We start from the raw sequence: 20,230 nt of genomic DNA, 5'->3' as shown, positions 1-20,230 counted from the left end.
GGACAAGACCCGCCTACCCTGGTAGCCGTGATGCTGCAAGGTGTGGCGGGTCTTGTTCTTCAGGTCGTGTTCTGGGCGGTCACCGTGGCGACCATCTACGCGTTCGTGCACGCGGCAATGCAACGGCCGGACGCGTACACCGCGGCCGAGAAGCTGACCAAGCCGGTCTGGCTGGTCATCCTCGGGGTCGCCGGTGTGCTGTCGCTGTTCCTGGGCGTCACGGGCGTGGCGATCGCCGCCGTGGCCTCCGGTGTCTACCTGGTTGACGTCCGGCCCCGGCTGCTCGAAGTCCAAGGGAAGTCGCGCTGAGCGCGCGACGCCCGCCGGCCGCCGCGCTCCTCGTCATCCCGGCGGCTTTGGCCTTGGCCGCCCCGGCCGCGGCCGACACCGATCCCGCCCCACCGTTCATCGACCACGTGAAGTGGGTCGATTGGGGCGATCTGAAAAGCTTGCGGGTTTATCCGACCGCTGCCGGGCGTCAGGCGGGCGCCCAGTTGCTCAAGCCGCCGTCGGAGATCGACGAGGCGTGGGGCGAGGTGCTGGCGCTGGCGCCCGATGCCGACCTGCCCGGAATGCGGGCCCAATTCGTCTGTCACTTCCGCTTCGCCGAGTTCGGCGCCCCCGGCAAGACCAGCTGGAACCTGGAGCCGTGGCGGCCCGTCGTCGACGACAACACGATGACCGAGACGGGCTGCAACCCCGGCGGTCTCGAGGAACCGTTCTGATGGTCCGGCGGGTAGCAGCGGAGCGACCCGGGAATGGACCAGGCCCAGCCGCGGTTGCCGCGCTCGTCGACCACACGCTGCTCAAACCCGAAGCCACCGAGTCGGACGTCGCCGCACTGGTCGCCGAAGCCGTCGACCTCGGGGTGTTCGCCGTGTGCGTGTCCCCGTCGATGGTGCCGGTTGCCCGGAAGGCCGCGAGCACTCATCCCGGCGACCTCGTCGTGGCCGCCGTCGCCGGATTCCCGTCCGGCAAGCACCTTCCGGAGATCAAGGCCCGCGAGGCCGCGGCCGCGGCGGACAGCGGCGCCGACGAGATCGACATGGTCATCGACGTCGGTGCCGCACTGGCCGGTGACTTCGCCGATGTGGCCGCCGACATCTCGACCGTCCGCGCCGCCGTACCCGGGGCGGTGCTCAAGGTGATCGTCGAATCGGCCGCCCTGCTCAGCCTCGCCGACGATGCCACGCTGGTGGCGGTGTGCCGGGCCGCGGAGGAATCCGGTGCCGATTTCGTCAAGACCTCCACCGGTTTTCATCCCGCCGGCGGCGCGTCGGTGGTCGCGGTCGAGATCATGGCCGCCGCTGTCGGCGGCCGGCTCGGGGTCAAAGCCAGCGGTGGCATCCGCACCGCCGAGCACGCGCTGGCGATGCTCGATGCCGGCGCGACCCGGCTTGGCTTGTCCGGAACCCGGGCGGTACTGGCCGGTCTCTAGACCCCGGCGAAGCAGGGGTCCTGCTGGCCGTTGGGAATCGTCGCGTTGCGGGTGACGAACTTCGCCGTGACCCCGCTGTCGGTGACCGCGACGCTGTCGGCGTGGATTCCCATCGGCAGGTTCTTGGTCAGCGTGCTCATGAAGGCGTCCAGCGCGGGCTGCACGGTTTCGCGCGGCAGCGCGAAGCCGAGCCCGGTCAGCTTGAGCACCTGAAGGCTCAGCTCGCCGTTGGACACCGCCGGTTGGACGACCACGGTGCCCAGGCCGCCCTGCAGCTCGATGGTGCCGTCCGACGGCGTGGTCGACACGCTGTTGACCAGGCTGCCCAGGAACGGGATGGCATCCTGCACGGTCTGCCGGATGCCGTCGTTGGACCAGGTGATCGTGGCATCCAGCGAGCCCATCGTGCCGGCCGAGTCGGCGGTCTGGTTGATCCTGACGTCGTCGAGTCGCAGGTCGAGTTTCATCCCCTTGGCCTGCCGGATCTGGTTGCCGGCGGTCTGCACCGAGATGTCGCTGTAATGCCGGGACAGGTGCTGCAACAGGAACGGGCGGACCCCGAACGAGACGCTGGCCTGATCCTGCACCACACAGGACACCGCCCTGGACACCACCGTGTCGGCTTCGTGGCGCACGTACAGCTCGATGCCCAGCACCCCGGCGATCACCACCGCCACCACGATGATCAGCGACAGGACGATCGACAGCGGGTCGCGCAGAAAGCCCCGCTTGGGCTCCTCCGGCTCGGCCGGCGGTCCGGCCGGTGCCGGCGGTGCCGGCGGCGGGACGTGCGGGATGTGCTGGGTCGGCGGGTCGGCGGGACTACCCGGGCGAGGGATGTACTCGGTGGGGGTGCCCGGCTCGGAGGCCGCCGGCCATGCCGGGGTGGTCGGGTCGCCGGGGCCGACGGGATGGCTCGGACCGTGTGGCGGATTCGTCACCTGGGCGATTCTGCCTTATCAGTCTGAGCGAACTCTGAGCGGTTACGCAGCACGCCGAGCATCTCGCGCACCGGTGCGACGCGGTCGATGTCGATATCGGCCACCACCAGTTGCGGATCGTCGCCCGCGGCCGCCACCACCTCCCCGAGTGGCGACGCCACCAGGCTGCCCCCCACACCGGTGGGCGCCTTGGACGCCGTCGCCATCTGGTCGCCCGGATAGCCCTGGTCGACCGCGGCGATGAAGCACGTCGAATCCAGGGCACGGGCGCGGGCCAGCAGGGTCCACTGCTCGAGCTTGCCCGGTCCGGCCCCCCACGAGGCATGCACGGTGATCAGCTGCGCACCGCGGTCGGCGAGTTCGGCGTAGAGAGCGGGGAAGCGGATGTCGTAGCACAGGGTCAGGCCCACCCCGACCCCGTCGACGGTGATCACCACCGGCTCACGACCCGCCGCGACGGCGTCGGACTCGGCGAACCCGAACGCGTCGTAGAGGTGGATCTTGTCGTAGTGCGCGTCGACGCCTGCGCCCACCGCAAGCACCGTGTTGGTGACGCGTCCGTCGGCAACCGGGGTGAACATGCCGGCGAGCACGGTGATCCCCGCGCTGTTCGCGATCTGACGCACCGCGTCGGCCCATGGTCCGTCGAGTGGTTCGGCGACCGGTGCCAGCGGGACACCGAACCGGCACATCATCCCTTCCGGGAAGGCCACCAGCCTGGCGCCCGCGTCGGCGGCGCGGCGGGTGTAGTCCTCGACCAGCTTGAGGTTCACCGCCGGGTCGGTGTCCGAGAGCACTTGGGCCAGCGCGATTCGCATGGCTCCAGACTAGTCGGGTGCCACCGCCGGCCAGGGCACGGTGAGCACCGCATCGCGGGCGGCCCGGCGCTGCGGCTGGATCGGGACGCCGGCCGCGCGCAGCTCGGCGAGCATCGCCCGCCAGCGGTCACGCGGGCCGAACACCGAGTGTCCGGCTGAGGCCGCCCACGCTCGATCCGCCGCGGCCAGCAGTGAGTGGATCGGACGGCCCGGAACATTGTGATGGATAAGCACTTTCGGCAATCGCTCGGCCAGATCCGACGGTCGCTCGATGTGCCGCGGGTCGCAGGCCAGGGTCAGGCTGACCGGTCCGTCGCGGTCGAGCAGCACCCAGCAGCAGCGCCTGCCGAGTTCATCGCAGGTGCCGTCCATGATCAGCCCGTCCGGCGCCAGCTGTGCCCGCATCTGTGCCCAGGCCTGCTCGACCGACTCTTCCGGGTACTGGCGCAACACGTTGAAGGCCCGCACCAGAACGGGGTGCAGTCCGGCGAGCTCGAAGCCGCCGACTCGGAATTCGACACCGTCGACGTCGGGCACCACCCGCTGGGGGTCGATCTCCAGGCCGATCACCCGGATGTCGTGGCGCACCGCGCGCAGCCGGGCCGCCAATTCCAGTGTGGTGACCGGCAATCGACCGTAACCCAGGTCGACGACCACCGGGTCGGCGGCGGCCTCCAGGACGGCGCGCACCCGCGGGGAATTGACCAGCCACCGATCACCGCGGCGCAGCCGGTTGGCGTTGGTCGTGCCGCGGGTCGGGACACCGACCGGTCGCGATGGCCTAGTAATGGGCGGCGATCCAGTCACGGGTGAAATCCCGTTCGCTGTCGAACAATCCGCGCAGGCCGTCGGTCACCCACTGTTCGATCTTGCCGCCGATCAGCGGCACGTTGACCTTGCACAAACTGCGCAGCCGAAGCTCGCTGCCTGCGCCGGCCTGCGTCAGCACGTAGGTGCCGTCGAAGGTCATCGGCGCGGCAGGCACCAGGGCCCGGTAATGTCCGTCGGCCGAATTCGTGGCGGGATCGAACAGGTCGAAATGCTGTTCGCGGGTGATGGTGAGCCGCAACGGAACCACCGCCGCGATCATCGACGGCATGTCCCGGCGGGACACTGTGTGGGTGAACACGATGTCGGTACCGGTCTGATCCGAACTGAACCGGGTGAGTTCGGAATCGGTGTGCCGCTGGTGTTCGGCGATCAGGTCTTCCCAGTACTGCCGGCTGGTGAAGCTCTCATACAGCTCGGCGACGGGCTGCTCGAGTCCGATGACGTAGTCCATGCGGCGGGACATGAGGCAACCGTACCCGCGGGATCAGCCGTTCTGTGCGATCCACATGGTGGTGAAACGCTGCTCGGCGATCAGCAGGTCGACCAGCTGGGTGCCGATGAAGTTCTCCACCTTGCCGCCCACCAACGGGATCCGCACCTCGACGGTGGCCCGAAAAGCCAAGCGGGCCCGCTCATCTGACGGCATCAGCTGGGCCTGTCCGGTCAGGGTCACCGGCGCGCCGGGGATGCTGCCGCTGACGGTCGAATCCGCCCGGCCGTCGACCAGCCCGGTCCAGCTCTCCGCGCGATGGATGGCCAGATCGCCGTGGTGGAACTGGGTGACCACGGCCGGTAACCGGTCGACCCGCAGCACCTGGGTGGTGGTCACCTCCACGCCGCCGTCGGGGGTGAACCGGATCGAGTCCAGGGTGGCGTCGTCGGCGCCGGAATCGGCCAGCCGGGCCAGCCAGTACTGCTCGTCGCGGAATGCCTGGTGGACCTGTTCGACGCTGCCTTCGTAGTCGGTGGCCATGTCGAATGAACGCGGCATAGCTGGTGAGATTACCGTTACGGGCCGTGGGAGCAGGGAATCGATACGGCGGGCAGGAGCGAAGCGACCCGGGGAATCGATACGGCGGGCAGGAGCGAAGCGACCCGGGGAATCGATACGGCGGGGCGGCGGTGGCCGAGAACGTCCCGCTGGCGCCGCTGACGACCCTGCGGGTCGGTCCGGTCGCGCGCCGGGTCATCACCTGCACCACGGCCGAGCAGATCGTGGCGGCTCTGGCCGCCGTCGACCACGCCGGGGACGGTCCGGTGCTGGTGCTGGCCGGCGGCTCCAATCTGGTGATCGCTGACGACCTCGCCGATCTGACGGTGGTGCGGCTGGCCAACCAGGGCGTGACCGTCGAGGGCGAGTTGCTGCGCGCCGAGGCCGGCGCGGTCTGGGACGACGTCGTGGTGGCCGCCGTGGCAGCCGGTCTGGGCGGACTGGAGTGTCTGTCGGGCATTCCCGGGTCGGCCGGGGCGACCCCGGTGCAGAACGTCGGCGCGTACGGCGTGGAGGTGGCCGACCATCTCACCCGGGTCCGGCTGCTGGATCGCCGCACCTCACAGGTGCAGTGGGTACCCGCCGAGCAGCTCGGGCTGGGGTATCGGCACAGCATCGTGAAGAACTCGTCGGACGCGGTGGTGCTCGAGGTCGAGTTCGCGCTCGACCGGACCGGCCGGTCGGCCCCACTGCGCTACGCCGAACTGACCCGGGCGCTGGGCGTGGCGACCGGTGAGCGGGCCGAGCCCGCCGCGGTGCGCAGCGCCGTGCTGGGCCTGCGCGCCCGCAAGGGCATGGTCCTCGACGCCGCCGACCACGACACCTGGAGTGTCGGATCGTTCTTCACCAACCCCGTCGTCAGCGTCGACCGGTTCGAGGAACTCCAAGCCCGCCGCGACGACCCGGTACCGCACTACCCCGCACCCGACGGGGTCAAATTGGCGGCCGGCTGGCTGGTCGAGCACGCGGGTTTCGGCCGCGGCTATCCGGCCGACGGCGACGCGCCGTGCCGGTTGTCGACCAAGCATGCGCTGGCCCTGACCAACCGCGGTGGCGCCACCACGAGCGACGTCCTGGCGCTGGCGCGCACCGTCCGCGACGGCGTCCGAGACGCATTCGGTATCACGCTGGTACCCGAGCCCGTGCTCGTCGGCTGTTCGCTGTAGACCGGCTCCAGCCCGGACGAACGGGGCTTCACCGACCTCACCGCGACACGACCCGATGAATATTCTGATAATTAACCCGCACGACGAAAAATGGGGAGAATAGTTGGGTGTCAGCCCGCTCCCGGGTTTGCTTCGCTGATGTAGGGGGATTCGAAATGGCCACTGGAACTGTGTCGACCGTGACGCGCGGTCGCAGCCGCACGCTGGGCGTCAGGACTTGGCTGGGTGCCGGTGCGCTGGCCCTCGGCGTCGGCGCGGCACTGGCCGGCGCGGCCGGGGTGGCCCAGGCTGACACCGGCGCGCACCACGCCTCCAGTTCCGCCTCGGGCAGCACCTCCGACGCCGGCCCCAAGCGCACCTCCGGGGTGGCCTCGACCAAACGCGTGAGCGCACCGATCGCCAAGGTGAACAACACCCCGGTCAGTGCCGCCGCGGCGGTGTCGAAGCCGTCGGCGAAGGCCAAGCCGTCGGCCGCGGTGACCCCGTCCGCCGCCTCTCAGCAGTTCAGCCAGACGATCAACACGCCGTTCGGACCGATCTCTCTGGTCGCCGATGTGAGCGCGCCCGATCCCGGCCAGAGCGGCCCGGTGTCGCTGAACGTGACCGCCAAGACGCCGATCGGCGGCGCCAAGTTCTCGCTGGCGGGCAACACCACCTTCACGACCACACCGCTCAAGAGCACCACCACGCTCACCGACGGCACCCTGGTCGTGCCGCCCACCGTCGCCTTCGCCGCCAGCGCCGCCGGTGCGGTCCTGGGCGCCGGACTCACCGCCTACGACAGCCTGAACGCGTTCGTCACCGCAGCGCAGAGCGGGAACATCCCGGGGGCGTTCATCGCCTGGGCGGCGGCCGCGCCGAAGTTCACCAACGCCCTGTTGTTCGGGACACGCACCCTCGACCTGCCGCTGCAGAGCGGCGGCGCCGGGCCGGCCATCGTGGCGCACATCCCGATCGGCGGGGTGCTCTCGCCGCTGCGGTCGGTGTCGGTGAGCTGGGACGACTACAGCTACGTCGACGGCTCGACGGGCGCCACGATCGAGCTCGTGGGGGGCGACATCGACTTCGCGGGATCCAAGTTCGGCGGGGCGGCTCCGGCCTTCCTGAAGATCTTCGGCCTCTGAAACGCCGCTGGGTGAGGCCATAACCACACCCTGGCAGTTGGCAGGACGACGGTCGGGTTCCGTATCTTGGATTGACGTGAGCCCAGCCGATCAACCGTCGCCGATCAACCGGCGGCGGGCCCTGACAGCGCTGGCCTTCGGCGTTGCCGCGCCCAGCGCGCTGGCCGCCTGTATGAGCTCGCCCGGCACAAAGACCGCCAAGCAGGAACCGCCGCCCAAGCCGACGTTGACCTTCAGCCCGGCCGATGCCGCCACCGACGTGCTGCCCACCACCCCGGCAGGCCTCCAGGTCAAGGACGGCTGGTTGCAGTACGTCACGCTGACCAACGCCGACGGCAAGGCCGTGGCAGGCACGCTCAACCGCGACCGCACGGCGTTCACGGTCACCGAGCCGCTGGGCTACGGCGCGTCCTACACGTGGGCGGGGTCGGCGGTCGGCCGCGACGGGAAGGCACTGCCGGTTGCCGCCTCCTTCACCACGGTCAACCCGACGACCACGGTCAACGGCCAATTCCAGCTGTCCGACGGGCAGACGGTCGGGGTCGCGGCACCGATCATCCTGCAGTTCGACGCCGCGATCGACGACGAGCACAAGCCCGATGTCGAAAAGGCACTGACCGTCACCACGACTCCGCCGACCGAGGGCAGCTGGGCCTGGCTTCCCGACGAGGTCGGCGGCTCGCGGGTGCACTGGCGGACCAAGGAGTACTACCAGCCAGGCACCAAGGTGCACGTCGACGCCCGCCTCTACGGGGTGAAGTTCGGCCAGGACGCCTTCGGGGCGACCGATTCCACGCTGGACTTCGACATCGGCCGCCGGCAGGTCGTCAAGGCCGACGCCACGTCGCACCGCATCCAGGTGATCACCGACGAAGGCGTGATCATGGACTTCCCGTGCAGCTACGGCGAGGCCGATCAGCCGCGCAACGTCACCCGCAGCGGCATCCATGTGGTGAGTGAGAAGTACGCCGATTTCTACATGACCAACCAGGCCGCCGGTTACAGCAACGTCCACGAGCGCTGGGCGGTGCGGATCTCGAACAACGGCGAGTTCATCCACGCCAACCCGGCGTCCTCGGGGGCGCAGGGCAACACCAACGTCACCAACGGCTGCATCAACCTGTCCACCAGCGACGCCGAGCAGTATTTCGGCACCGCCATCTACGGCGACCCGGTCGAGGTGACCGGAACGTCGATCCAGCTGTCCTACGCCGACGGCGACATCTGGGACTGGGCGGTGGACTGGAACGATTGGAAGGCGATGTCGGCACTGTCGGACACCACGCCGGAGACGAGCATTCCCAGCAGCGCGCCGGCCACCCCGACCGATGCGCCCACGCTGTCCGGCACGCCGACCACGACCACCACGACGACGGCGCCGCCGACGACGACGGCGCCGCCGACGACGGCGCCGCCGACGACGACGACGCGGACGGCTACGTCCGGCGGTTGAACCGGCTCGCGCTGGCTTGATCCCGCGGCCGCATGATGATCTGGTCCAGGTTGACGTGCGATGGCCGGGACGCCACGAAGCCGATCACCTCGGCGACGTCGGCGGCCACCAGCGGCGTGATACCGGAATAGACGGCGTCGGCCCGCTTCTCGTCGCCGCCGAAACGCACCAGCGAGAACTCCGTCTCCACCGCGCCGGGCGCAATCTCGGTGAGCCGCACGGGTTTTCCGAGCAGCTCGCCGCGTAGCGTACGGTGCAGCGCGCCCTGGGCGTGTTTCGCGGCGGCATACCCGCCGCCACCGTCGTAGACCTCCAGTGCGGCGATCGAGGTGACGGTGACGATCAGCCCGTTGCCGGACTCCACGAGCTTGGGCAGCAGGGCCCTGGTCACCCGCAGCGTGCCGACCACGTTGGTCTCCCACATCCAGCGCCAGTTGTCCAGGTCGGCGTCGGCGATGGATTCCAGTCCCTTGGCGCCGCCGGCGTTGTTGACCAGCACGTCGACCCTGCTCAACCCGGCCGCCAAGGCCTCGACCGCCGCGCCGTCGGTGACGTCGGCCACAACCGCCGTCCCGCCGATCTCGTCGGCCAACCGCTGCAGCCGATCCGCCCGGCGGGCCACCGCCACGACGTGAAAGCCAAGGGCAGCAAGAGTTTTGGCGGTCGCTTCGCCGATACCGGAACTGGCGCCGGTGACCACTGCTACTCGGGAGTGGGCGTCTGGAGTCGTCATCGCTCCAACTCTAGTAACTGTGCTAAGTTCTCCCCGTGATCCGTTTCGGTCTGACCAGTGCCCTGGTCGCGCACACCGCGTGTTGTTGTCACGCGATTCGCTGCGCCTGACCAGTCGCGGACACTCCTTTCTCCGTCCCGCTCGCGTCGCCAGGTGTGGCACAGCCCCCCACCCGACTCGAGAAGGACACTCCCCATGCGTACCGTCGCACTCAGCTCCCATGACGCGGCCCGCGTCGCCACCCATGACGCGGCCCGCGTCGCATCGCGACCGCACCCGCTGCGCGCCCGCCACCACATCGTGGCCCCGTCCCTGCGGCTCCCCGACGCCGCCGCCGCGTCGGTGTTCGCGGCGATTCGCCAGCGCGGTGCCATCGGCCGGGATGTGATCGCGCAGGTCACCAACCTGTCGATCGCCACGGTGAACCGCCAGGTCACCGCCCTGCTCGACGCCGGCATTCTGCGTGAGCGCGCCGATCTCGCCGTGTCCGGCGCGATCGGGCGCCCACGGGTGCCGGTCGAGGTGAACCACGAACCGTTCCTCACCCTCGGCGTCCACATCGGCGCGCGAACCACCAACATCGTCGCGACCGATCTGCTCGGCCGCACCCTCGACGCGGTCGAGACGCCCACGCCGCGCGGCGGCCAGGCCGCTGCGCTGGCCTCGCTGGCCGGCAGTGCCCGGCGCTACCTGAGTCGCTGGCATCGTCGCCGTCCGTTGTGGATCGGCGTCGCGATCGGCGGCGTGGTCGACAGCCTCACCGGCCATGTCGACCACACCCGGCTCGGCTGGACCCAGGCTCCGGTGGGACCGGTGCTGGCCGAGGCGCTGGGTCTACCGGTGTCGGTGGCGTCGCACGTGGATGCGATGGCCGGCGCCGAGGTGCTGCTGGGCCTGCGCCGCCCGCCCGCCGCGACATCCAGCAGTCTGTACGTATATGCCCGCGAGACAGTCGGTTTCGCGCTGGTGATCGGTGGCCGCGTGCACAGTCCGGCCAGCGGTCCCGGCACCATCGCCGCGCTGCCGGTGGTCTCCGAATTGCTCGGTGGCAGCGGGCAGCTGGAATCGACGGTCAGTGACGAGGCGGTACTGGCGGCGGCCCGCAAGCGCGGGATCGTGCCCGCCACCGGGCCCGGTGCGTCGATGACCACCTTGCTGCGGGCGGCGCGCCAGGGCGACAGCCCTGCGGCGATCGGCGCCCGGGAACTGCTCGACGAGCGGGCCCGGGTGCTCGGCGGCGCGGTGGCGCTGTTGCGCGACATGCTCAACCCGGACGACCTCGTCGTCGGCGGCCAGGCCTTCACCGAGTACCCCGAGGGCATGCAGCGGGTCGAGTCGGCGTTCGCCGAGCGTTCGGTGCTGCCGCCCCGCGATATCCGGGTCACTGCGTTCGGCAACAGGGTGCAGGAAGCCGGTGCCGGCATCGTCTCGCTGGGCGGGCTGTACGCCGACCCGATCGGCGCATTGAGACGGGCGCAGAACCGCCGCGACGCTGCGGTGTAAAGATGGAGGCGTGCGGCACGCCCGGGAACTGACCGACAGTTCGATCGAGGGGATGCCGCGACGCGTCGCGGTGTTGTCGGTGCACACCTCGCCGCTGGCCCAGCCCGGCACCGGCGACGCCGGCGGCATGAACGTCTACGTGCTTCAGACCGCGCTGCACATGGCCCGGCGCGGCGTCGAAGTCGAGATCTTCACCCGGGCGACCTCCTCGGCCGACCAGCCGCTGGTCCGGGTCGCACCGGGGGTCCTGGTGCGTAACGTGGTCGCCGGCCCCTTCGAGGGACTCGACAAGTACGACCTGCCGACTCAGTTGTGCGCGTTCACCGCCGGTGTGCTGCGCGCCGAGGCCAACCACGAGCCCGGCTACTACGACATCGTGCATTCGCACTACTGGCTGTCCGGTCAGGTCGGCTGGCTGGCCCGCGACCGCTGGACGGTGCCGCTGGTGCACACCGCGCACACCCTGGCAGCGGTCAAGAACGCCGCGCTGGCCGACGGCGACGTCCCCGAACCGCCGCTGCGGGCGGTGGGCGAACAGCAGGTTGTCGACGAGGCCGACCGGCTGGTGGTCAACACCGAAGACGAAGCCCGCCAACTGGTTTCGCTGCACAATGCAGACCCCCGGCGGATCGACGTGGTCTACCCGGGCGTCGACCTGGAGACGTTCACCCCCGGTGACAGGCAGGCCGCAAGAGCTGCGCTCGGCCTGCCCGACCGCGAGCGGGTGGTCGCTTTCGTCGGGCGGATCCAGCCGTTGAAGGCGCCCGACGTGCTGTTGCGGGCGGCCGCGCAACTGCCCGGGGTTCGGGTGCTGATCGCCGGCGGCCCGTCCGGCACCGGGCTGGCCGCCCCGGACGTGCTGGTGGGGCTCGCCGCCGAACTGGGTATCGCAGATCGGGTGACATTCCTGCCCCCGCAGTCGCGCGAACAACTGGTCAACGTCTACCGGGCGGCTGATCTGGTTGCGGTGCCCAGCTATTCGGAATCGTTCGGATTGGTCGCGGTCGAGGCGCAGGCGTGCGGCACCCCGGTGGTGGCCGCGGCTGTCGGCGGTCTGCCGGTGGCGGTGGCCGACGGCGTCAGCGGGGCACTGGTGTCCGGCCATGAGCCCGCCCGCTGGGCCGATGCGATCGCCGGGCTGCTGGCGCGCGACCCCGACGAGCTGAGCAGCGCCGCGGTGGCGCATGCACAGCAGTTCTCGTGGGCCACCACCGTCGACGGTCTGCTGGCCAGCTACAGCCGGGCGATCACCGACTATGCCGGCGCCCGGCGGCGTCGCGCCGCCGGTGACGCACTGGCCCGGCGCAACGGACGACGCTGGTCGATGCGGCGCGGGGTGCGGGCGTGAGTCCAGCGGACGTCCAGCAGGTCATCGAGAAGGCACTGGATGAGCACGGACTGGTCTACAGCCGCCATGCCGGCGCACACGGTGGTCTGCCGGGGCTGATCGTCGAGTTGCCGGGGGAGCGCAAGCTCAAGACCAACACGCTATTGAGCATCGGGGAGCATTCGGTGCGCGTCGAGGCGTTCGTCTGCCGTCAGCCCGACGAGAACCACGAGGGGGTCTACCGATTCCTGCTCAAGCGCAATCGCCGGCTCTACGGGGTGGCCTACACCCTGGACAACGCCGGTGACATCTATCTGGTGGGCCGGATGGCGCCGGAGGCGGTGTCCGCCGACGAGCTCGACCGGGTGCTCGGACAGGTGCTCGAGGCGGTCGACACCGACTTCAACACGCTGCTGGAGCTGGGTTTCAAATCCTCCATCCAGAAGGAGTGGGCGTGGCGGGTGTCGCGCGGTGAGTCGCTGAAGAATCTGGCCGCTTTCGAGCACCTCATCGACGACGACGATCACTGAGTCGCCCAAACCGACGATTGGCTGCACTTGTGCGAGAGGATCGTGACATTTCGTCGATCTCGGCACGCACGGATGCGGCCGGCCTGCCCGTGAGAAGATTTCCGGCATGGCTGACTCGACACTGATCCTGCTGCGGCACGGCGAGAGCGAATGGAACGCGCTGAACCTCTTCACCGGCTGGGTGGACGTCGACCTGACTGACAAGGGCCGAGCCGAAGCGGTGCGCGGCGGGAAGCTGATGGCCGAGCAGGGCCTGCTGCCCGATGTGCTGTACACCTCGCTGCTGCGGCGCGCGATCACCACCGCGCATCTGGCCCTGGACGCCGCCGACCGGTTGTGGATTCCGGTGCAGCGCAGCTGGCGGCTCAACGAGCGGCACTATGGCGCGCTACAGGGCCTGGACAAGGCCGAGACGAAGGAAAAGTACGGCGAGGAACAGTTCATGTTGTGGCGACGCAGCTATGACACGCCGCCGCCGCCGATCGAGCCGGGCAGCACCTACAGCCAGGACACCGATCCGCGCTACGCGGACATCGGCGGTGGCCCGCTCACCGAGTGCCTGGCCGACGTCGTCGCCCGGTTCGTCCCGTACTTCACCGAGACGATCGTGCCGGACCTGCAGGCCGGCAAGACGGTCCTGATGGTCGCGCACGGCAACTCCCTGCGTGCGCTGGTGAAGTACCTCGACGGCATGTCCGACGACGAGGTCGTGGGCCTGAACATCCCGACCGGTATCCCGCTGCGCTACGACCTGGACGCCGACCTGAAGCCGCGCGTCGCAGGTGGCACCTACCTGGATCCGGAGGCCGCGGCGGCCGGCGCCGCTGCGGTGGCCAGCCAGGGCGGCAAATAGCAGGCGACCACACGCCCCGCCAGGCAAACGCGGGGTGAACGGGGGCGGAATACATGCGCTCTGGGAGTGTGACGTGACCCGGATTGGCCGCTCGTTGCTGGGATGACGTTCACCGGATGCGTACCCTTTTCCTGTGAGTGTTGTCTCGGTGGCGCTACTGGCCACCGTCGCGGCGCTGGTAGCGCTCGCTGTCGGCCTTGGTGTCGGGGTCGCACTCACCCCGCGCATCCTCGAGCGCAGGCAGCGCCGGGCGATCACCGAGGCCGGCATCACCGTCTCGCAGATGCTGCGGCACGTCGTGTCGCTGGCGCCGATCGGCATGGTGGTCGTCGACTCGCATCGCGACGTGGTGTTCGTCAACGACCGGGCGGCCGAGCTTGGCCTGGTGCGTGACCGCCAGCTCGACGAGCGGGCCTGGGAGGCCGCCCAGCGGGTACTGGCCACCGGTGAGGGCGTCGAGGTGGACCTGTCCGCCCCACAGCGGGCCACCGCGGGTCGTTCCGGGCTGTCGGTACGCGGGCACGTCCGCCTGCTGAGCAAGCAGGATCCGCGCTTCGCCGTGGTCTACGTCGACGACCAGTCCGAGCAGGCCCGGATGGAGGCCAGCCGGCGCGACTTCGTGGCCAATGTCAGCCATGAGCTCAAGACGCCGGTCGCCGCGATGGGCGTGCTGGCCGAGGCGCTGCTGGAATCGGCCGAAGACCCCGACACCGTGCACCATTTCAGCCGCAAGATCCTCACCGAGTCCCAGCGGCTGGCCAACATGGTCGGTGAGTTGATCGAGCTGTCCCGGTTGCAGGGCGCCGAGCCGCTGCCCGACCTGGACGGCGTGGATGTGGATTCTGTTGTCAGCGAAGCTATTTCACGCCACAAGGTGGCGGCCGACAACGCCGACATCAAGGTGACCACCGACGCGCCGAGTGGATTTCGGGTGCTGGGCGACCAGTCGCTGTTGGTGACCGCGCTGGCCAATCTGATCTCCAACGCGATCGCCTACTCGCCCAACGGCTCGAAGGTGTCGATCAGCCGCCGTCGGCGCGGCGACAACGTCGAAATCTCGGTCACCGACCGGGGAATCGGAATCGCCCGCGCCGATCAGGAGCGGGTGTTCGAACGGTTCTTCCGGGTCGACAAGGCGCGCTCCCGGGCCACCGGCGGCACCGGTTTGGGGTTGGCCATCGTCAAACACGTGGCGGCCAACCACAACGGCAGCATCCGGCTGTGGAGCCAGCCGGGTACCGGCTCGACGTTCACCCTGTCCATTCCCGCCTATCCCACCAACGACGACGACGAACCGGCCGACCAATCGGCCATTGACGAGGAGGCACTACGCCCATGACCAATGTGTTGATCGTGGAGGACGAAGAGTCGCTGGCCGACCCGCTGGCCTTCCTGCTGCGCAAGGAGGGCTTCGAGGCCACGGTGGTGGGTGACGGCCCGTCGGCACTGGCGGAATTCGACCGATCCGGAGCCGACATCGTGCTGCTCGATCTCATGTTGCCCGGGATGACGGGCACGGATGTGTGCAAGCAGCTGCGGGCTCGATCCAGCGTTCCGGTGATCATGGTGACCGCGCGCGACAGCGAGATCGACAAGGTGGTCGGCCTCGAGCTCGGCGCCGACGACTACGTCACCAAGCCGTATTCGGCGCGGGAACTCATCGCCCGCATCCGTGCCGTGCTGCGCCGCGGCAGCGACACCGAGGAGTCGGGGATCGGCGACGCCATCTTGGAGGCCGGCCCGGTCCGGATGGACGTCGAACGCCACGTCGTCACCGTCAACGGCGAGCCGATCACCCTGCCGCTCAAGGAATTCGATCTGCTGGAATACCTGATGCGCAACAGCGGACGGGTGCTCACCCGCGGTCAGCTGATCGACCGGGTGTGGGGTGCGGACTACGTCGGAGACACCAAGACCCTCGACGTCCACGTCAAGCGGTTGCGGTCGAAGATCGAGGCTGATCCGGCCAACCCGGTGCACCTGGTCACCGTGCGGGGCCTGGGGTACAAGCTCGAGGGCTAGCGGCTAGTAAGCGCCGTCGCCGCTGAGCACGGTCTTGGCCGTCTTGGCGATGATCACCAGATCCTTGATCGGCGACCAGTTCTCGATGTAGCTGAGGTCAAGGCGCACAGCGTCTTCCGGCGCCAGGTCCGAGCGTCCGCTGACCTGCCACAGGCCGGTCAGGCCGGGCTTGACGATCAGCCGCCGCCGCACCAGATAGTCGTAGGTGTCGACTTCGCGGCGGACCTGCGGCCGCGGCCCGACGACACTCATGTCGCCGCGCAGCACGTTGATGAACTGGGGCAGTTCGTCGAGGCTGTACTTGCGCAGCACCGTGCCGACCCGGGTGACCCGCGGATCGTCCTTGGCTTTCCAGAACAGCGCGCCGGCGCCGTCCGCGGCGATCATCGCCGGGGCTTCGGCATCGGCACCGTCGACCATGCTGCGGAACTTGAGCATCGTGAACGTGTTGCCGCGCAGGCCGATTCGTTCGGATCGGTAGAACACCGGCCCTGGACTCGACAGCCGGACGGCCAGCGCGGCAAGGCCGAACAGCGGCGCCAGCGCCACGATCGCCGCGGTGGCGAACACGACGTCGAACGCCCGCTTGGCGACCGAGTTCGCGCGTTCGTGCTGCGGCTTGGCCACCTCGAACATGGCCATACCGGCGACCGGCCGGCTGTGCAGCCGGTCCTCGGCGACGTCGACCAGACCGGGTGCGATCATCAGGTCGACCCCGAGTGAGTCGAGTTCCCATATCAGCCGGCGGATCTCGGTGGGGTGCAGGTGATCGGTGGCTGCCAGCGCGACGGTGTGCGCACCGGTGTTGCGGACCGCGTCGGCGATGGCCTGGTCGATCCCGACGACGGGTACCGACTGGCCGTCGACATCGATGCTGCAGTGCTGTGCGGTTGGTCCGGTCGGGGTACACACGCCGACCACGCGATAACCGGCGGCGGGATCGCGCACAAAGGTGGCGGCGACGTCGGCCGCGGCTCGCGAGCTGCCCACCACCAGCACCGGGATCTGGTGTTCGGCGCGGCTCCGCTCGGCGGCGGCGACCCGGCGCCAGTGCACGCGGTTGGCCAGCAGGCCGAGCAGGCCGAGGCCGCAGGCGATCGCGAGGTATTTCCGCGACACGGGGACGCCCGACAGCAGGGCGCCGATCGCGATCAGGCCGAACACCTGCAGCGTGGCAAGCAGGACGCTGGTGTACTCACTCACCCGGCGACCGACCACCCGGCGCGCTTTGTAGCCGTTGAAGGCCAGGGTGACCATCCACCCTGCGGCCAAGGAGACCGAGCCCAGGGCGTAGGTGAGTACCTGCTCGGGCCGGTGGCCGGCGACGACCGCCGTCGCGGTGGTCAGGGTCAGGCAAATTATCGCGGCGTCGGTCAGGGCCGTCCGCTTGCTGTGTCGAAGCTGACGGGCCTCGCGTCTCGACGCCCCGGTCTGCGGCCAAATCGAGGGAAGGCCGTGCTCGTCAAATAACGAGGAGGTCGAGTTTTGGCGAATATTTTCTTCCCAGCTGTTACCAACTGAGAAGTGGTTATCGGACTGTTCTGCCAGCACAGCGAAAATCCGCCCTCGGTAGCCGGAACTGCTATTAACTGCACCGTAACTCCACTTAGGCGTAGAGGCAACCGCTAAGACGGATGACGTACATCACCCGTTTTGTGCACGCTGATGCAGATATAGCAAATTTTTGAGGTGATCGACCTGGCTAGTCCGCGCCGAAGGCCTCGTCGTAGGCGCTGAACACCGCGGTCGTGGAGTACGAGGCGGCGAAGTGGGCGCGCGCCTGGTCCGACACCTCGCTGTTGTACACCGGATCGGTCAACGACGAGAGCAGCGCCGCCAGCTGATCCGGCTCGGTGCCCACCAGGACGCCGGTTCCCGGTCCGCTGTCGATCCCTTCGGCCCCGACCGGCGTGGAGACCACGGGCAACGCCCGGCTGAGCGCCTCGATCACCTTGAGCTTGATGCCCGACCCGAAGCGCAGCGGGTTGACCAGGGCCGCCACCCCGCCCAGCACCTCACTCAGGTCGGCGACGTACCCCTCGACGGTGACACTGTCGGGAAACCTCGAGGCCAGCTCCACAAGCTCCGGTCGGGCTTCGCGCCCGAGCACCCGCAGCCGTGCCCCGGGCAGCCGCGTCAGGACCAGCGGCCAGACCGTGCGCAGAAATGACCGCAGACCATCGTCGTTATGCGGCAGCGACAGCAACCCGAGGAAGACGAACTCCGCGGCGCCGTCGTACCGCCGCTCGGCGGCCGCCGGGGTCGCCACCAGCGGCGGCACGCTGCGGATCCGGTGCGTCGGTGCGCCCGTGCGTTCGGCCAGGATCGCCGCCTCCTCGGCGTTGACCAGCAGACAGCGGCGGAACCGCCGCACCGTACGGTCCTCGCTGCGGCGCACCAGGGAGCGCTCGATGCGCAGCAACAGCGTCTGGCCCAGACGATTGGTGGCCAGCGGTCGCAACCGCGCGGGGATGTGTTCGGCGAAGTTGCCCAGCGGACTGATGTTGATGTCGCCGTAGCGCCGTGCCGCGGCCAGCATCCGGTCATAGCGTTCGGAGAACAGGTCGTCGAGGTAGCAGATCTGTTCGGCGGCAACCGCATCCGACGCGTACTGGGCCATCCGGACGGTGTCGTAGATCTGCAACCCCGGCCCGATCTCGTCGAGGATCCTGGCGATCTCGGCGGCCGTGCGCGACGAACCGAGAAAGGCCTCCTGGAGGCTGGCCCGGCCGGTGGCGACTTTGGTCGCGATGTTGCCGAGCACGGCCGCGCGGCTGGGACCGGCGACGACGTGCACGTGCACCGGGAACTGCCCCTGCGGCGGTGCCCCGACCTTGATGTAGTGCACATTCTCCGCGCCGTACCGCTCGGCGAGGTAGCTGACGAACCCGGCGAGGACAACCTTCTTCCCGGCATCGGTCGGGTACGGATCGACGGCACTGATCAGCGCAACGGACACCGCGCGATGGTAGCCACCGACGGGTGCCCGCGCGGCCGCGTCAGCTCGGGTAGCAGGACAGCGCGACGCGCGGATCCTTCATGTAGGCGGGCGCGGCCACGCCGAACAGCCCGAGAATGGTCGGTGCCACCGCGGTGAGCGGCACCCGCTCGGCCACCCGTCGGGGGGTGCCGGACTGTACCCAGAAACAGCCGTCAGGGTGGTGACGGCCGCTGCGGATGCTGTGGATCCGATAGAAGTACTCGTCGAATGGCACTTGGCGACCGTCCGGCAAGGTCATCGTCATCGGATCCGGCGACCAATCGTTGATGGCGCAGCCGGCCTTGAACCGCGGCCCATCGGCGTGCTGCATGCGGAACAGCGGTTTGTCGTCGACGTGGGAGTCCGCCATCGCCGCCATCGCGCGGTCGGCACTGGCGTCATCAGCGAAGCTCAGCAGGAATTCCTCGGCCATCAGCGGGGCGACCTCGGCGTGGGTCATGTCGATGCCGATGAGGTGGAGCAGTCGGTCGAAATCCTTGGGCCGGTAGGTGCACTTGGTGGTGTCCCAGGGCTGCTGGCTCAGCGCGGTGACGAACACCAGCCGATCGTCGGGGAAGTCCGCCAGAAACCGTCCGACCAGGTGATCCTGGTTGCGGTAGCCCTGCAGAACCGCGTCGTCCAGGGAGGCGTGGTCCTCGGGCGGCGACGGCACCGAGAAGGCTTCGGGCCGGAAGTTGCGCCAGTAGTAGTGCTGGAGGTGGGCGGTCGAGTTGGAGAAGAAGGTGGCGAACGCCACCTCGTGCCGACGGACCAGATTCCGGAAAACGTCGTAGGACATCGCATCCAGCGCGAAGGCTCGCCGCCACTTCACCCCGGGGTCACGCCGCTCGTCGAGGAGCTGCTGCAGGACCGCGCGGGCGGTGGCCGGCCGCAGGCCGTGCGTCGTCAGGTAGCCGATGAACGGCAGGGCGGCTCGCTTGTCCAGTTGTTCGGCGGAATTCTCTTGAACCGCGGACACCACGAAATCGGTGAAGGCTCTGAGTTCGGCCGGGTGGGGGGTCAGCTCCGCGTTCCACGGGTCGGGCACCACGAACCCGTCGAGCGGCCCGTAATCGAGGTTCATCGACCCGAACACGCCGACCTTGAATCCGGCGGCGGCCAACTCGCGCGCGATCCCGCGTCCGGCCACCAGATCCGCCTCGCCCAAATGTTGGATGCCGTGATCGCGGTCCGGGATGCCGGTGTGCAGCGTCGGCCACTGCACCCACGGTTCGAGGTTGATTTCGTTGGCGGCGTCGGTGACGAAGACCTCCGACGAATCGCGCAGGCGCGCGAAATTCGGCAACTCCCCGGCCTCGATGAACTCGTCGATCAAGGTCGGACTCAACTCATTGAATTCGATCTGAATTGTCCGCCGCATCGGCTTCTCCACCCGGTCCACGTGGTCGTTCTTGGCGTGAAGATAGCACGGCGGCAGCCCTGTTGAGGTGCGCCGACGAAGCTCGTCGCACCTCGGTATCTACCGGTCCGATCGCGGTCGTCGCAGCTCAGTCTGCGAT

Annotated in this window: 21 protein-coding genes; 12 read left to right on the top strand and 9 right to left on the bottom strand. The window is 69.1% G+C overall.

Translation table 11 applies throughout. The annotated features are described in order from the left end of the window. The first annotated feature begins 30 nt into the window (after positions 1-30). From MSZK_RS07165 to deoC, 3 genes are read left to right on the top strand one after another with little or no spacing between them, the layout of a single operon-like run. Positions 31-309 carry a DUF2516 family protein gene (locus MSZK_RS07165; RefSeq protein ID WP_371411299.1) on the top strand — a complete coding sequence of 93 codons (279 nt, stop codon included), beginning with the start codon at positions 31-33 and terminating at the stop codon, positions 307-309. Next, a complete protein-coding gene (locus MSZK_RS07160; RefSeq protein ID WP_099246278.1) occupies positions 306-725 on the top strand; it encodes a DUF2599 domain-containing protein in 420 nt (139 codons plus the stop codon). The genes MSZK_RS07165 and MSZK_RS07160 overlap by 4 nt, the downstream gene beginning before the upstream one ends. Beyond that, on the top strand, positions 725-1,438 hold the full coding sequence (deoC, locus tag MSZK_RS07155) for a deoxyribose-phosphate aldolase (protein WP_099246276.1): 714 nt from the start codon (positions 725-727) through the stop codon (positions 1,436-1,438). The genes MSZK_RS07160 and deoC overlap by 1 nt, the downstream gene beginning before the upstream one ends. Here the strand turns inward: deoC and MSZK_RS07150 are convergent. From MSZK_RS07150 to MSZK_RS07130, 5 genes are read right to left on the bottom strand one after another with little or no spacing between them, the layout of a single operon-like run. Beyond that, positions 1,435-2,379, bottom strand: a complete 945-nt coding sequence (locus tag MSZK_RS07150) for a DUF2993 domain-containing protein (RefSeq protein ID WP_233211153.1) — start codon at positions 2,377-2,379, stop codon at positions 1,435-1,437. The two genes, deoC and MSZK_RS07150, sit on opposite strands and share 4 nt — an antisense overlap. Then, positions 2,376-3,197 (bottom strand): carbon-nitrogen hydrolase family protein, encoded by an 822-nt coding sequence (locus tag MSZK_RS07145; RefSeq protein ID WP_099246274.1) that lies wholly within the window; start codon positions 3,195-3,197, stop codon positions 2,376-2,378. The genes MSZK_RS07150 and MSZK_RS07145 overlap by 4 nt, the downstream gene beginning before the upstream one ends. A 9-nt stretch (positions 3,198-3,206) precedes the next feature. After that, positions 3,207-3,986: an SAM-dependent methyltransferase gene (locus MSZK_RS07140; protein WP_099246500.1), complete on the bottom strand. Its 780-nt coding sequence runs from the start codon at positions 3,984-3,986 to the stop codon at positions 3,207-3,209. Further along, on the bottom strand, positions 3,979-4,491 hold the full coding sequence (locus tag MSZK_RS07135; RefSeq protein ID WP_099246272.1) for a DUF2505 domain-containing protein: 513 nt from the start codon (positions 4,489-4,491) through the stop codon (positions 3,979-3,981). Before MSZK_RS07135 ends, MSZK_RS07140 begins: the two co-directional genes overlap by 8 nt. Before the next feature lie 21 nt (positions 4,492-4,512). Then, a complete protein-coding gene (locus tag MSZK_RS07130) occupies positions 4,513-5,019 on the bottom strand; it encodes a DUF2505 domain-containing protein (RefSeq protein WP_099246270.1) in 507 nt (168 codons plus the stop codon). Between the two features lie 5 nt (positions 5,020-5,024). Here MSZK_RS07130 and MSZK_RS07125 point away from each other — a divergent pair, with 5 nt between their 5' ends. The 3 genes from MSZK_RS07125 to MSZK_RS07110 all read left to right on the top strand — a co-directional run bounded on the left by MSZK_RS07125 (position 5,025) and on the right by MSZK_RS07110 (position 8,762). Next, positions 5,025-6,185 (top strand): UDP-N-acetylmuramate dehydrogenase, encoded by a 1,161-nt coding sequence (locus MSZK_RS07125; RefSeq protein ID WP_371411296.1) that lies wholly within the window; start codon positions 5,025-5,027, stop codon positions 6,183-6,185. Positions 6,186-6,364: 179 nt separating this feature from the next. After that, positions 6,365-7,309 carry a hypothetical protein gene (locus tag MSZK_RS07115; protein ID WP_233211151.1) on the top strand — a complete coding sequence of 315 codons (945 nt, stop codon included), beginning with the start codon at positions 6,365-6,367 and terminating at the stop codon, positions 7,307-7,309. A gap of 76 nt (positions 7,310-7,385) precedes the next feature. Continuing rightward, on the top strand, positions 7,386-8,762 hold the full coding sequence (locus MSZK_RS07110; protein WP_099246262.1) for an Ig-like domain-containing protein: 1,377 nt from the start codon (positions 7,386-7,388) through the stop codon (positions 8,760-8,762). On the opposite strand, the gene MSZK_RS07105 is transcribed toward MSZK_RS07110, so the two are convergent. Continuing rightward, on the bottom strand, positions 8,746-9,495 hold the full coding sequence (locus tag MSZK_RS07105) for an SDR family NAD(P)-dependent oxidoreductase (RefSeq protein ID WP_099246260.1): 750 nt from the start codon (positions 9,493-9,495) through the stop codon (positions 8,746-8,748). The two genes, MSZK_RS07110 and MSZK_RS07105, sit on opposite strands and share 17 nt — an antisense overlap. Positions 9,496-9,690: 195 nt before the next feature. Here MSZK_RS07105 and MSZK_RS07100 point away from each other — a divergent pair, with 195 nt between their 5' ends. The 6 genes from MSZK_RS07100 (at position 9,691) to MSZK_RS07075 (ending at position 15,730) form a co-directional block, all read left to right on the top strand. Further along, a complete protein-coding gene (locus tag MSZK_RS07100) occupies positions 9,691-10,998 on the top strand; it encodes an ROK family protein (protein ID WP_099246258.1) in 1,308 nt (435 codons plus the stop codon). 52 nt (positions 10,999-11,050) lie between these two features. After that, positions 11,051-12,346, top strand: a complete 1,296-nt coding sequence (mshA, locus tag MSZK_RS07095; protein ID WP_099246498.1) for a D-inositol-3-phosphate glycosyltransferase — start codon at positions 11,051-11,053, stop codon at positions 12,344-12,346. Next, positions 12,343-12,855: a YbjN domain-containing protein gene (locus MSZK_RS07090; protein WP_099246256.1), complete on the top strand. Its 513-nt coding sequence runs from the start codon at positions 12,343-12,345 to the stop codon at positions 12,853-12,855. The genes mshA and MSZK_RS07090 overlap by 4 nt, the downstream gene beginning before the upstream one ends. A gap of 106 nt (positions 12,856-12,961) precedes the next feature. Further along, positions 12,962-13,708 (top strand): phosphoglyceromutase, encoded by a 747-nt coding sequence (locus tag MSZK_RS07085; RefSeq protein WP_099246254.1) that lies wholly within the window; start codon positions 12,962-12,964, stop codon positions 13,706-13,708. A gap of 133 nt (positions 13,709-13,841) precedes the next feature. After that, entirely contained in the window at positions 13,842-15,047 is a 1,206-nt protein-coding gene (locus MSZK_RS07080; RefSeq protein ID WP_099246252.1) for a cell wall metabolism sensor histidine kinase WalK, read from the top strand. Further along, positions 15,044-15,730 (top strand): response regulator transcription factor, encoded by a 687-nt coding sequence (locus MSZK_RS07075; protein WP_099246250.1) that lies wholly within the window; start codon positions 15,044-15,046, stop codon positions 15,728-15,730. The genes MSZK_RS07080 and MSZK_RS07075 overlap by 4 nt, the downstream gene beginning before the upstream one ends. A 3-nt stretch (positions 15,731-15,733) precedes the next feature. Here the strand turns inward: MSZK_RS07075 and MSZK_RS07070 are convergent, their stop codons facing one another. The 3 genes from MSZK_RS07070 to MSZK_RS07060 all read right to left on the bottom strand — a co-directional run bounded on the left by MSZK_RS07070 (position 15,734) and on the right by MSZK_RS07060 (position 20,112). Beyond that, a complete protein-coding gene (locus MSZK_RS07070; RefSeq protein WP_099246248.1) occupies positions 15,734-17,281 on the bottom strand; it encodes a sugar transferase in 1,548 nt (515 codons plus the stop codon). A gap of 151 nt (positions 17,282-17,432) precedes the next feature. Further along, on the bottom strand, positions 17,433-18,689 hold the full coding sequence (locus tag MSZK_RS07065) for a glycosyltransferase family 4 protein (RefSeq protein ID WP_099246246.1): 1,257 nt from the start codon (positions 18,687-18,689) through the stop codon (positions 17,433-17,435). 40 nt (positions 18,690-18,729) lie between these two features. Continuing rightward, entirely contained in the window at positions 18,730-20,112 is a 1,383-nt protein-coding gene (locus tag MSZK_RS07060; RefSeq protein WP_099246244.1) for a hypothetical protein, read from the bottom strand. Positions 20,113-20,230 lie beyond the last annotated feature (118 nt).

Origin of the sequence: Mycobacterium sp. shizuoka-1, from assembly GCF_002723835.1 — a bacterium.
Taxonomy (GTDB): Bacteria; Actinomycetota; Actinomycetes; order Mycobacteriales; family Mycobacteriaceae; genus Mycobacterium.
Note: the sequence above shows the minus strand (reverse complement) of the source record. Positions and strands in the feature narration are given on the sequence as shown.